The sequence below is a fragment of the Streptosporangium sp. NBC_01469 genome (assembly GCF_036227305.1).
GTDB lineage: Bacteria > Actinomycetota > Actinomycetes > Streptosporangiales > Streptosporangiaceae > Streptosporangium.
This window is the reverse complement of the sequence record NZ_CP109465.1, coordinates 10296320-10308658: the sequence shown is the minus strand read 5'-3', so window position 1 is coordinate 10308658 and position 12339 is coordinate 10296320. Positions and strand designations below refer to the sequence as shown.

Genomic DNA, 12339 nt, shown 5'->3' with positions numbered 1-12339 from the left:
CGGGGGAGTGGGCTATTTCTCGTCTCGGTGCGATGGGCGTGCGAGCAGGCCCGCGATCAGGATCTCGAGGGTCTCGCGGAGGGCCGTGGTGAAGTCCAGCCGCATGGAGGCCAGCGACGGGTCGGCCTCGTAGGCGGCCAGCATCGCGGCCGCCGGGCGCGAGTGGGTCCATACGGCGCCGGTCACCATGAAGGTGGCGCCGGCGAGCCTGATCGTGTCGTGCTCGCCGAGCTCGCGGAGGTGTTCGCCGATCAGCCCGCCCAAAGTGGTGGCGTTGGCGATGGCGGTGCGCTTGTACTGCGCGGCGACCTGCGGGGAGACGTTGTGCTCCAGCACCGCCGCCTGGGAGGCGAGCAGGTCGCACAGGGCCGGGCGGTCGGCCAGCGAGGTCGCGAGCGTGGCAGCCACCTGGTCGCCGCGCTCGTACGGTGTGCCGGCGTCGACCGAGGTGGCGAGCGCGTCGCCGAGCCGCCCCAGCCACTCCTGTGAGGCGACGTCGAGCAGTTCGAGCAGCACGGCCTCGCGGGACTCGAAGTAGCGCAGCACGTTCGACTTGGCCAGGCCGACGCGCCGGCTCAGCTCGTTGAGGCTTATCTGTGCCACCGGCATCTCGGCCAGCATCGCGGCCGCGGTGTCCAGGATGGCCCGCCTGCGCACCGCGCGCTGCTCCTCGCTGCGCGCGCGTTGGAACGTCGTCATCCCCGCAGTCTACAGACCGGCGGTCCCTTGTTAAGAGACCGTCAGTCTGCTAGTTTTCACATCAACAGACCGCCAGTCTTTAAGCGAGATCCCAAGGAGTCGCCATGTACGCCGTCCCTGACCAGAGCGGGAAATTCGCCGTCGTCACCGGCGCCAACAGCGGCACGGGCAGGGAGGCCGCCCGGCGCCTCGCCGACGCCGGGGCGCGTGTCGTGATGGCCGTCCGCACGGTCGCCAAGGGCGAGCGGGCCCGCGCCGAGATCCTGGCCCGGCACCCGCACGCCCGGCTTGAGGTGCGCAGGATCGACCTGGCCGACCTGGCGTCGGTCAAGGAGTTCGCCGACGGGATCATCGCCGAAGGCACCCCGCTGGACCTGCTGGTCAACAACGCCGGGGTGATGGCCCCGCCCACCCGCATGACCACGGCCGACGGCTTCGAGCTGCAGTTCGGCAGTAACTATCTCGGCCCCTTCGCCCTGACGGTCCGGCTCCTGCCGACGGTGCTCGCCGCCGAGGCGCCGCGCGTGACCACCATGAGCAGCGGTACCGCCAACTTCGGCCGGATCCACTTCCACGACCTGCAGCGTGAGCGCCGCTACAGCCCCGTCCTCGCCTACGCCCAGTCCAAGCTCGCCGACCTCATGCTGACCCGGCACCTCGCCGCCCTCGCCGTCCAGCGGAACTGGAACCTGCTGAGCACCGCCGCCCACCCCGGCTACACCCGCACGAACCTGCAGACGGCGGGCGCGAGCCTCGGACGCGACAGGCCGTCACGCCTGCAAACCCTGCTCAACAGCGTCAACTTCCTGCCCTCGCAGGACGTCGAGCCGGGCACCGAGCCGCTGCTGTACGCCGCGACCAGCCCCGATGCCGTCGCGGGCGGCTACTACGGCCCCGGCGGGCGATTCGGCATGGTCGGCCCCACCGTCACCGCCCGGCCGCCCCGCAGGGCTCTGGATCCCGTGGTCAACGCCCGGCTGTGGGCCGAGGCCGAGCGCCTCACCGGCGTCACCCTGGCCGCCCACGTCGCCTGAGCGTACGGGTCGCACGGAAGCCGGTCACGGCGGGAGCTCTCCCGACCCCCGGGGGATGAGCCGGGTCGGCAGCTCGATCCGCTCGGAAGGGCCGAGGTCGCCGGAGAGGCGGCGGAAGAGCAGTTCGGCGGCGGTGCCGCCGAGCCGGACCGGGTCCTGGGCCACCACGGTCACCCCGGGGTCCAGCAGGTCGGCCAGCTCGAAGTCGTCGAAGCCCACCAGGGCGGGGCGGTGTCCCGCGCGCAGCGCGGCCACGGTGATCCTGCCGGTGCCGGTGAACACCGCCGTGGGCGGGTCGTCGCCGGAGAACATCCGGGTCAGCGCGGCGTCCGCCTGCTCGGCGGGGCCGGTCGCGACCAGGGAGGGGTCGAAGGCCAGGCCCGCCTCTCGGAGGGCGCGGCGGTAGCCGCTCAGGCGTTCGCCGGTGGTGAAGATGGACACGCTGTCGCCGACGAAGGCGACCCGGCGATGGCCGTGCCGGATCAGGTGGGCCACCCCCGCGTGCGCGCCCCCGGAGTTGTCGCAGAGCACCGTGTCGGCGTCCAGCCCGCCCGGCCGGTCGGCGAAGACCGCGACGACCCCCGCGTCAAGCTCGGGCCGCAGGTAGTCGTGGTCGGTCCCGGTGGGCACGATGATCAGGCCGTCGACCCCTCGGGAGCAGAAGGCGAGGACCAGTTCCCGTTCGCGCCGGGGATCCTCCCAGGAGGAGCCGCTGAACACCAGCGAGCCGTGCCGGAGCGCCACGTCCTCGACCGCGCGGCTGAGCCCCGCGTAGAAGGGGTCGGCCACGTCCTCGATCACCAGGCCGATGCTCGCGGTCCTGCCCCGGCGCAGGACGCGGGCGCTCTCGTTGCGCCGGTAGCCGAGCCGCTCTATGGCGGCCGTGACCCGTCCGGCGGTGGCGGGGTTGACCCCCGGCTCGCCGTTGACGACTCGGGAGACGGTCTTCAGCGCCACCCCGGCCGCCGTCGCGACGTCCTTCATGGTGGGACGTCCCCGCGAACTCTCTGTCACGGCCCGATCATCGCCCAGGTTCAGCCACGTTGACAACGTTGTCATCGAAGTGATGCGTCAGCCGGCGTCGGTCAAGGCCGACAGAAGGGCGGCGGGCAGGGGCGAGCGGGGACGGCGGCCAGCGCCGGAGGGGTGACGGTCAGGGTCAGCGGTGGGACAGGGCGCTGCCCTTGACACCCGACGCGTGCAGGTCGGCCTCCACCCGGGCGGCGGTGGCGAGCAGCGGCGGGAGCAGGTGGCGGCGGGCGGACTCGGGGGTCGTACGGCTCGCGTGGGAGGAGATGTTGATCGCGGCGGTCACCCGCCCCGAGCGTTCCCTGACGGGGACGGCGATCGAGCGCAGGCCCTCCTCCAGCTCCTGGTCGACCATGGCCCACCCCTGGGCGCGGACCCTGTCGAGCTCGGCCCTGAGAGCGGCGGGGGAGGTGACCGTCTTGGGGGTGAACCGGTGGAGCTCGACGTTCGCGAGGTAGACGTCGAGGTCGTCGGGAGGCAGCCAGGCCAGCAACACCCTGCCCATCGAGGTGCAGTGGGCCGGGAACCGGGTGCCGATGTTGATGGTCACCCGCATGATCCTGCTGGTCGCCACCCGGGCCACGTAGACGACGTCCTCGCCGTCGAGCACCGCCACCGACGCCGACTCGTGCACCTCGGCGACGAGGCGTTCGAGGTGCGGCTCGGCCACCTCGGGCAGCGAGAGACTGGACAGGTAGGCGTACCCGAGATCGAGGATGCGGGGGGAGAGCGCGAACAGCCGCCCGTCGGTCCTGACGTAGCCGAGGTCGACGAGCGTCAGCAGGAAGCGCCGGGCCGCGGCTCTGGTGAGGCCGGTCGCGCGGGCCACCTCGCTGAGCGTCAGCTCGGGGCTCGTCGCGCTGAACGCCTTGATCACCGAGAGCCCTCGTGCCAGCGACTGCACGTGGTCCGAGCCCCGGTCAACCGGTTCGATCATCCCCGCCCTCCTCGTTCCGGTCGAACTCTAGCGCCGCCCGTGCCACCGCGAACGCCCGGTTGGCGGCGGGCACGCCCGCGTAGATCGCGGTCTGCAGGAGCACCTCCTTGATCTCCTCCTCGGTCAGGCCGACGCGGAGCGCCGCCCGCACGTGCAGGGCCAGCTCGTGCTCGTGCCCCAGCGCGGCGAGCACGGCCAGCGTGACGCAGCTGCGGGTGCGCCGGTCCAGGCCGGGGCGGGTCCAGATCTCACCCCACGCGTACCTGGTGATGAACTCCTGGAAGTCCGCGGTGAACGGGGTGGTGCTCGCGACGGCGCGGTCCACGTGCTCGTCGCCGAGTACGGCCCGGCGCGTCGCGTCCCCGGCCTCCCACCGGGTCTTCCCGTTCGTGTTTCCACCCTCCCGTTCGTTCGTGCCGCTCATACCCCTGCCCTCCCGTTCGTTCGCGCCGCTCATACCCCTGCCCTCCCGTCCGTTCGTGCCGCTCGTCTCTCCGGGGTTCCGTTCGCTCATGTGTCGGCTCCCGTGAGGTTCTCGTGGGCGGCGAGCGCCCGGTCGACGAAGGTGGCGGCGGAGCCGAGGGCGCCCGCCGGGTCGAGGGCCGCGTCGATCTCCTCGGCGGTCAGGGAGACGCCGGGGTCGGCGAGCAGGACCTCCCGCAGCTCCGAGCACCCCTCGACGGCGCGGGCGCAGGCGGCGTCCACCAGCCGCCGGGCCTCCGGGGTGCCGCCGAGCCGCACGACGACCTGCTCGGCCATCAGCAGCCCGCGGGTCGCCCCGAGGTTGGCGCGCATCCTGGCGGTGTCCACGGTCAGGCCCTCCAGCACCTCGCGGAGCCAGGAGGCGGCGCTGCCGGTGAGCCGGAGCAGCTCGCCCAGCGTCTCCCACTCCGCCTGCCAGGGGCCCGCCGCGCGCTCGTGCTCCTGGACCATGCCGTCCAGGATCGAGGCGACCAGGCCGGGGACGCGCTGGACGCAGGCGAGTACGGACATCGAGCCCACCGGGTTGCGCTTGTGCGGCATCGCGCTGGAGGTGCCCCGGCCGGGCCCCGTCGGCTCGGCGACCTCCGCCACCTCGGTCTGGGCCAGCAGCTTCACGTCGTTCGCCATCTTGCCGAGCGTCCCCGCGGCGGTGCCGAGCGCGCAGGCCAGCCGGGCCACCGGGGTCCGGTCGGTGTGCCAGGGGACGACAGGCTCGGCCAGTCCCAGCCCGGCCGCCAGGAGTGGCGGCACCTCGTGGCCCCGCTCGCCGAGGACCGACAGGGTGCCCGCCGCCCCGCCGTACTGGACCGGCAGCGGCACCTCCGCCAGCCCGGCCCGCGCGCGGTCCAGCGCGCTCAGCCAGCCCGCCGCCTTCAGCCCGAACGTGACGGGTACGGCGTGCTGCAGCACGGTGCGCCCGGCCATGACGGTGCCGCGGTGTTCGGACGCCAGCCGTGCGCAGGCGTCCGCGCAGGCGGACAGATCGGCCAGGACCGGTGCCAGGGCGCGGCGGGCGACCAGCATGGCGGCCGTGTCATTGATGTCCTGGCTGGTGGCGCCGTAGTGGACGAACCGCCGCAGGCCGGGCTCGATCCGTTCCCGCAGGGCGGCGACCAGCGGGATGACGGGGTTGCCGGTCAGCGCGGCCCTCCCGCCCAGCTCGGCGATGTTGTAGAGCTCGGGGCGGCAGGCCTCCGCCAGCGCGGCGGGCACCTCGGCGGGGACCAGGCCGAGCCCGGCCTGCGCGCCGGCCAGCGCGGCCTCGACGTCCAGCATGGCGGCCAGCCACGCGACGTCCGACACCTCCGCCGAGGCCCCGCCCCTGGCGAACATCCCGGAGAACAGGCCGGGGAACGGCCCGCCGGTCGCGGGAGAGGTCATGTCCACCTCCGGGTGGTTCGGACGCCGCTCAGGAGCCGGTTCCCTCAAGGACGACGGCGAGCCCTTGGCCCACGCCGACGCAGATGGCGGCCAGGCCGTACCCGCCGCCCCGGTGGTGCAGCTCGTGGGCGAGGGTACCGAGGATGCGCGCCCCCGAGGAGCCGAGGGGGTGGCCGAGGGCGATGGCGCCGCCGTTGACGTTGACGATCTCGGGGTCGAGGTCGGGCCACTCGGCGAGGCACGCCAGCGACTGGGCGGCGAACGCCTCGTTGAGCTCGACCACGCTCAGGTCGGACCAGCCGATGCCCGCCCGTTTGAGGGCCGTACGGGCCGCGTCGACCGGTCCGATGCCGAACAGGTGCGGCTCCACGCCGATCACCGCGCGGGAGACGATCCTGGCCAGCGGGGCTCGTCCGGACCGGGCGGCCCCCGCCTCGTCGCCGACGAGCAGTGCGGCGGCGCCGTCGTTGAGGGGGGAGGCGTTTCCCGCGGTGACGGTGCCGCCGGGGCGGAAGACCGGTTTCAGACCGGCCAGGGACTCCTCGGTCGAGTCGGCCCTGACCGACTCGTCGTGGCCGAGGGCGTCGAGCGGGACCACCTCGCGGTCGAAGACGCCGCGCTCCCAGGCCGCCGCCGCGCGCCGGTGGCTGCGCAGCGCGAACCGGTCCTGGGTCTCGCGGCCGATGCCGTAGCGGTCGGCGAGGAGCTCGGCGCCCTCGCCCAGGGCGACCGTCCACTCGGCGGGCATCCGGGGGTTGACCATGCGCCAGCCGAGGGCCGTGTCGTGCAGGGTCCGCTCTCCCCGGTCGAAGCCCCGCGCGGGCTTGGGCATCACCCACGGCGCCCGGCTCATCGACTCGGAACCTCCGGCGACCACCAGGGACGCGTCGCCCACGGCCACCGCGCGGGAGGCGGCGATCGCCGCCTCCAGGCCGGAGCCGCACAGCCGGTTGAGGGTCGTTCCGGGCACCGTCACCGGCAGTCCGGCCAGGAGCACGGCCATCCGCGCGACGTCCCGGTTGTCCTCGCCCGCGCCGTTGGCCGCGCCGAGGAACACGTCCTCGATCGCGGCGGGGTCGAGGGCGGGCGCGCGGTCGGCCAGCGCGCGGACGACGTGCGCGGCCAGGTCGTCGGGGCGGACGCCCGACAGCGCCCCGCCGTACCGGCCGATGGGTGTGCGGACCGCGTCGAGGATGTAGACGTCATTCACGATCGGGGACTCCTGTCCGCGGGGTGGTCGGGTGTCGCGGTCGCCGGGGACCCTCCGGCCGGGGGACACCGGTGCCGGGTGGTGTGCGGCCTACCCGGTGCCTCGCGCTTCACGCGGGGAGCTCCCGGGGGTGTGAGATCGCGGCGCGTGGGGGACGGGGCGGGTGGGACCCTCCGTCGTCACGCCGTCGCGCACGGGTGGGCCACCGTCCCGGCGAGCGGAACCGTCGTGGTCATCGCACCCCCTTCAGGCGTTCTCGCCACCCGAGTCAGCGTATGTTCGCTATGCGAACGGATGTTCTCTAAGGGAAGATACTGACTCGCTGTCCGGATGGTCAATTCGGCGATCGGCGTTCCTTGACACACCCGATATCGGCGGCGTAGCTTCCGCGATACGCCTCGTTCGTTCAGAGAATCATTGTTCGCATAACGAACATCATCCCCTCACTTCTTCCCCTCGGGAGGTCCCGTGCGCCGTCCCACCGGCTTCCTGACCGGCTTCCTGACCGGCGCGGTCGCGCTCTCCCCGCTGTCCGCGTGCGGTCCGGGGCGGCGCCCGCCCGTTCTCGCGGATCGCGTACAGCGCGGCGGGGCTGGGCGCGCTGCTGCTCGTCCTGGAGGCCGTTCCCCGGCTGGGACCGGTCGACCCGCGCCATCTGCCGCCCGCGTCGGAGATCCTCCGCGCGCCGGCGGCGCGCGGCCACCTGTACGCCCAGATCCAGCGGGCGAGGGGTGAGCGATGAGTCCGGCGGAGGCCCGGCCGGTGAGGACCGTGAGGGACGCGACCTTCGACGTGCTCCGCCGCACCGGCATGACCACGATCTTCGCCAACCCCGGGTCCACCGAGGTCTCCCTGCTGGCCGGGTTCCCCGACGACCTGGAGTTCGTCCTCGCCCTGCACGAGGGCTCGGTCGTCGGCATGGCCACCGGCTGGGCCATCGCGCGCGAACGGCCCGCGCTGGCGCTGCTGCACACCACGGCGGGGCTGGGCAACGCGGTCGGCGCGATCGCGACCGCCAGGGTGAACCGGGCGCCGCTGGTGGTGCTGGTCGGGCAGCAGGACCGCAGGCACCTCGCGCTGGAGCCCTTCCTGACCGGGCGCCTCGCCGGTCTCGCCGGTGACTACCCGGTCCGGGTCGACCAGCCGGCCCGCGCCCAGGACGTACCGGGGGCGGTGGCCAGGGCCTGCCACGAGGCGGTCACCTCACGCGGCCCCGCGCTGGTCGTGGTCCCGATGGACGACTGGTCCGCGCCCGCCGACGACGACTGGTCACTCCCGCCGGAGGATGGCGCGGGTGCCGGTCGCGCGGGAGGCGGGACCGCGGCGTCGTCGCGGGGCACCGGTCGTGCGGGGGGCGGGATGCTCGCGGCGCCGCTGCGGGTCATCCGGCCCACCGCCGTCGCCGACTCCGACCTGGAACCCCTCGTCGCCCTGCTGGCAGAGGCCCGCTCGCCCGTGCTGGTCGTCGGTGCCGGAGCGGACTCGGCCGAGGCGTGGCGGGCGCTGACCGCGCTCGCCGAGCGGCTGCGCTGCCCGGTCTGGCAGGAGTCGTTCGGCGCCCGCGCCGGGTTCCCGCAGGACCACCCGCAGTTCGCCGGGATCCTGCCCGCGGGCCGGTCGCGGCTGAGGGAGGTCCTGGCCGGGCATGACGCGGTCCTCACCGCCGGGGCGCCGGTGTTCCGCCAGTACCCCTACGAGCCCGGTCCGCTGGTCGCGCCGGGTACCGCCGTGGCCGTCGTCACCGACGACCCGGCCGAGGCGCACCGCAGCCCCGCCGACCTGGCCCTGCTGGCCTCGCCCGCGGTCGTCTGCGCCCGCCTCGCCGCGCTGCTGCCCGCCCGTTCCACCGCGGTGCCGCCGCTGCCGCCGCGCGCGCTGCCGCCCGATCCGCCCCTACGCGACGAGCCGCTGCGTGCCGCGCACGTCCTGCACGAGCTGGCCCTGCGTCTGGCGCCCGAGACCGTGGTCGTCGAGGAGACGCCGTCCTCCCGTCCCGACCTGCACCGCCTGCTCCCCGCCCGGCGACCGCTGGGCTTCCTGTCGGCCGCCATGGGCGGGCTCGGCTTCGCGCTGCCCGCCGCGGTCGGCCTGCGGATGGCCGCGCCGGACCGTCCGGTGGTGGCGGTCGTGGGCGACGGCTCCGCCCTGTACGGGATCCAGGCGCTGTGGAGCGCGGCGCACTACGGGGTGGGCGCCCTGTTCGTGGTGCTCGCCAACGGCCGGTACGCGGTCATGGACCGGCTGGCGGAGCGGGCCGACGCGGGCAAGGCGCCCTGGCCGCCGTTCACCGAGGTGCGCATGGCGGGCATGGCGAGGTCGCTGGGCTGCCCGGCGCGGCGGGTGGAGGCCTACTACGAGCTGGCCGACGTGCTGGACGAGGTGGTCCCGGGACTCGCGGGGCGGCGCGAACCGCTGCTGCTCGACGTGGCGGTCGTGCCCGACCCGGACTTCCAGCCGTGACAGCCACGACAGCCGTGACAGCTGTGATCCTGACCATGACAGAGGAGACACTATGACGCTCATGGACGCCAAGACATGGACCGGGCAGGTCTTCGGGAACGGCTGGGTCACCTCGCGCGCGGGCGACGTGGCCGTGGTCGAGCCCGCCACCGGCGCGGAGCTCGGCCGGGTCGGCGTGGCCGGGGTCGAGGACGTGGCGGCGGCGGCCGTGCGCGCCGTACGGGCACAGCGGGAGTGGGCGGCGACCTCGTTCGAGGAGCGGGCGGCCGTGCTGCGGCGGGCCGGGAGGCTGTTCGAGGAGCACGCGGAGGAGATTCAGGACTGGCTGGTCCGCGAGGCCGGATCGATCCGGCCCAAGGCTGGTGTGGAGACGCACGTCGCGGCGCAGGAGTGCCACGAGGCCGCCGCGCTGGCGTCCCAGCCGTTGGGGGAGATCCTGCCGACCGTCAAGCGGCGGCTCAGCCTGGCCCGGCGGGTACCCGCCGGGGTGGTCGGCGTGATCTCCCCGTTCAACTTCCCGCTGGTCCTCGCCATCCGCTCGGTCGCCCCGGCGCTCGCCCTGGGGAACGCGGTGATCCTCAAGCCCGACCCGCGCACCGCCGTCTCCGGGGGTGTCGCCATCGCCCGCGTCTTCGAGGAGGCGGGACTGCCGTCCGGCCTGCTCCACGTGCTGCCGGGAGGGGTGGCGGTGGGGCAGGCGCTGGTCGGCGACCCGCTGGTACGGGTGATCTCCTTCACCGGCTCGACCTCGGCCGGGCGCGCGGTCGGTGAGGCGTGCGGGCGGCTGCTCAAGCGGGCACACCTGGAACTCGGCGGCAACAGCGCGCTGATCGTCCTGGACGACGCCGACCTGGACCTCGCGGTCTCGGCGGGCGCGTGGGGCTCGTTCCTGCACCAGGGGCAGATCTGCATGACCACCGGACGCCATCTGGTGCACTCCTCGATCGCGGAGGAGTACGTGGCCCGGCTCGCGGAGAAGGCCGACCACCTGCCGGTCGGCGACCCGGCGGGCGGGCAGGTCGCGCTCGGCCCGCTGATCGACGCCGGTCAGCGGGACAAGGTCCACGGCCTGGTCACCGCGAGCGTCGACGCCGGGGCACGGCTGGCGGCGGGCGGCACCTACGAGGGACTCTTCTACCGGCCCACGGTCCTGGCCGACCTGCCCGCGCGCGCTCCCGCGTACGCCCAGGAGGTGTTCGGCCCGGTGGCGCCCGTCATGCCGTTCTCCACGGTCGAGGAGGCCGCCGCGCTGGCGTCCGACAGCGAGTACGGCCTGTCGCTGGGCATCCTGACGCGCGACGCGATGCGGGGCCTGGCGCTGGCCGACCTCGTTCCCACCGGGATCGTGCACATCAACGACCAGACGGTGGACGACGAGGCGGTGGCTCCGTTCGGCGGGGTCGGGGCGTCGGGGACCGGCTCGCGCTTCGGCGGGGGACGGGCCAACATCGAGGCCTTCACCGAGACCCGCTGGGTGACGATGCAAGGAAATATCGCGACGTATCCCTTCTGAGAACCGACGTATCCCCGCTGAAGTCCAGATCGCGATCTGGACATCCGCATGGCCGGGATCTGGACACCCGCATGGCCGGGATTTGTTCTCGGCGGACACCGGCCGGACCGGAATCCGTGACCGATGTGTGCCGGGAGAGGCGGGTGTGCTGAGAGAGGCGAAACCCATGGCCAATGTGCGCGGGGAGGGGCGAACGGGCGGAAATGTGGCCTATTTACACGGTGGTTAACCAGGCCGTTTATGGGACAGTTGAGCTGTGTTCGAGCGGGGAGTCAGTATGTCGCGAGTGTCGCGGATGTTGCTCATTGCCGGGTTCGTTCTCGCCGCCCTCAATTTGCGGCCCGCGCTGGCGGGTTTCTCCCCCGTACTGGACGAGATCATGGAGGATCTCGGGCTGAGCGCCGCCGGGGGAGGGGCGATCACCACGGTCATGGTGGTCTGCCTTGGCGTGCTGGGCCCGCTCGCCCCTCTGCTCGCCAGCCGCTTCGGCCTGGACCGCACGCTCATGGCCGGGCTGCTGATTTTGGCCGTGGGCGTGGTGCTGCGCAGCACGGGAAGCGTCCCCGCCCTCTATGCGGGCGCGGCCGTCGCCGGTACGGCCATCGCGGTGATGAACGTCGCGATGCCCGGCGTGGTCAAACAGCACTTCCCCTCGAAGGTCGGGCCGTTCACCGCGATCTACGTCTCCGGCCTGGTGATGGGCGCCGCCATGGCGTCCGGTTCGGTGGTCCCGATCGAGCGGGCCACGGGGCTCGGCTGGCGCGAGGTGACCGCGATGACCGCGATCCCGGCCCTGGCGGCGGCGGCGCTCTGGCTGCCCCAGGCGCTGCGCCGCCCGGCCCGCCCCGAGGTCGGGCCCAGGCCGTTCGCCCTGCTGCTCCGCAGCCGGGTGACCTGGTACGTCACCGTCTACATGGGCGTGCAGTCGATGACCTTCTACATCATGCTGGCCTGGATACCGACGATCTTCAAGGACGCGGGACTCCCCGCAGACCAGGCCGGATACATGCTCAGCCTCACCAGCCTGGCCCAGGTGGCGGCCACGCTGACCGTCCCGGTGCTCGCCGGGCGGGCCCGGTCGCAGGTGCCGTACGTCACCGCCGCGACCATTCTCACGACCGCCGGATACCTCGGCGTGCTGATAGCTCCGGCCGACTTCCCGTGGCTCTGGATGATCATCCTTGGCCTGGGACAGGGCGCCTCGATCGCGCTGGCCCTGCTCATCATCGCGCTCCGCGCGCCGGACCCGGTCTCGGTGACCGCGCTGTCGGCCGTCGCCCAGTCCGCCGGATACACGCTGGCCGCGCTTGGGCCGCTTCTGATCGGCGTGCTCTACCAGTTCTCCGGCGGCTGGACGGTGCCGCTGCTGACCGGGCTCGGCGTGTGCGTCCTGCAACTGGCGACCGGCCTCCTGGCGGGACGCCCGGTCGAGGTCACCCGCCCGGCCGAACCCCGCGCGGTCGAGGAGTCCCCCTCCCTGGCCTGACGGGCGTCCCCGCTCCCCCGTGTTCCCCTTCACGGACGACCCGGACGGTGCCGGGCACCCCGGGCCGGCAGCCGACACGCGTCCCGAGCCCCGCGTTCCCCTTCGAGA

The 12339-nt window shown here is 73.6% G+C and carries 10 protein-coding genes; 4 read left to right on the top strand and 6 right to left on the bottom strand.

Annotation, left to right across the window (positions count from 1 at the left end; translation table 11 throughout):
• Positions 1-12: 12 nt before the first annotated feature.
• Entirely contained in the window at positions 13-699 is a 687-nt protein-coding gene (locus tag OG587_RS44945) for a TetR/AcrR family transcriptional regulator (RefSeq protein ID WP_329085059.1), read from the bottom strand.
• Positions 700-803: 104 nt separating this feature from the next.
• Here OG587_RS44945 and OG587_RS44940 point away from each other — a divergent pair, with 104 nt between their 5' ends.
• Positions 804-1733, top strand: a complete 930-nt coding sequence (locus tag OG587_RS44940) for an SDR family oxidoreductase (protein ID WP_329085057.1) — start codon at positions 804-806, stop codon at positions 1731-1733.
• Between the two features lie 24 nt (positions 1734-1757).
• On the opposite strand, the gene OG587_RS44935 is transcribed toward OG587_RS44940, so the two are convergent.
• The 5 genes from OG587_RS44935 to OG587_RS44915 form a co-directional block, all read right to left on the bottom strand.
• Entirely contained in the window at positions 1758-2747 is a 990-nt protein-coding gene (locus OG587_RS44935; protein WP_443075362.1) for a LacI family DNA-binding transcriptional regulator, read from the bottom strand.
• 145 nt (positions 2748-2892) lie between these two features.
• Positions 2893-3699 carry an IclR family transcriptional regulator gene (locus OG587_RS44930; protein WP_329085056.1) on the bottom strand — a complete coding sequence of 269 codons (807 nt, stop codon included), beginning with the start codon at positions 3697-3699 and terminating at the stop codon, positions 2893-2895.
• Positions 3683-4213: a 4-carboxymuconolactone decarboxylase gene (gene pcaC / locus OG587_RS44925; protein ID WP_329085054.1), complete on the bottom strand. Its 531-nt coding sequence runs from the start codon at positions 4211-4213 to the stop codon at positions 3683-3685. The genes OG587_RS44930 and pcaC overlap by 17 nt, the downstream gene beginning before the upstream one ends.
• Positions 4210-5562 carry a 3-carboxy-cis,cis-muconate cycloisomerase gene (gene pcaB, locus OG587_RS44920; protein ID WP_329085052.1) on the bottom strand — a complete coding sequence of 451 codons (1353 nt, stop codon included), beginning with the start codon at positions 5560-5562 and terminating at the stop codon, positions 4210-4212. The genes pcaC and pcaB overlap by 4 nt, the downstream gene beginning before the upstream one ends.
• Before the next feature lie 28 nt (positions 5563-5590).
• On the bottom strand, positions 5591-6772 hold the full coding sequence (locus tag OG587_RS44915; RefSeq protein ID WP_329085050.1) for a thiolase family protein: 1182 nt from the start codon (positions 6770-6772) through the stop codon (positions 5591-5593).
• A gap of 738 nt (positions 6773-7510) precedes the next feature.
• Between OG587_RS44915 and OG587_RS44910 the strand changes: the two genes are divergently transcribed.
• From OG587_RS44910 to OG587_RS44900, 3 genes are all read left to right on the top strand, one after another.
• On the top strand, positions 7511-9232 hold the full coding sequence (locus tag OG587_RS44910; RefSeq protein WP_329085048.1) for a thiamine pyrophosphate-dependent enzyme: 1722 nt from the start codon (positions 7511-7513) through the stop codon (positions 9230-9232).
• A 52-nt stretch (positions 9233-9284) separates the two neighbouring features.
• A complete protein-coding gene (locus OG587_RS44905; RefSeq protein WP_329085047.1) occupies positions 9285-10745 on the top strand; it encodes a benzaldehyde dehydrogenase in 1461 nt (486 codons plus the stop codon).
• 277 nt (positions 10746-11022) lie between these two features.
• Positions 11023-12231 (top strand): CynX/NimT family MFS transporter, encoded by a 1209-nt coding sequence (locus OG587_RS44900; RefSeq protein WP_329085045.1) that lies wholly within the window; start codon positions 11023-11025, stop codon positions 12229-12231.
• Positions 12232-12339: the final 108 nt, after the last annotated feature.

Coding starts and splice junctions, on each gene's coding strand:
- OG587_RS44930 (WP_329085056.1), bottom strand. CDS start 3,699: ATGATCGAACCGGTTGACCGGGGCTCGGACCACGTGCAGTCGCTGGCA.
- pcaB (WP_329085052.1), bottom strand. CDS start 5,562: ATGACCTCTCCCGCGACCGGCGGGCCGTTCCCCGGCCTGTTCTCCGGG.
- OG587_RS44905 (WP_329085047.1), top strand. CDS start 9,285: ATGACGCTCATGGACGCCAAGACATGGACCGGGCAGGTCTTCGGGAAC.
- pcaC (WP_329085054.1), bottom strand. CDS start 4,213: ATGAGCGAACGGAACCCCGGAGAGACGAGCGGCACGAACGGACGGGAG.
- OG587_RS44940 (WP_329085057.1), top strand. CDS start 804: ATGTACGCCGTCCCTGACCAGAGCGGGAAATTCGCCGTCGTCACCGGC.
- OG587_RS44945 (WP_329085059.1), bottom strand. CDS start 699: ATGACGACGTTCCAACGCGCGCGCAGCGAGGAGCAGCGCGCGGTGCGC.
- OG587_RS44910 (WP_329085048.1), top strand. CDS start 7,511: ATGAGTCCGGCGGAGGCCCGGCCGGTGAGGACCGTGAGGGACGCGACC.
- OG587_RS44900 (WP_329085045.1), top strand. CDS start 11,023: ATGTCGCGAGTGTCGCGGATGTTGCTCATTGCCGGGTTCGTTCTCGCC.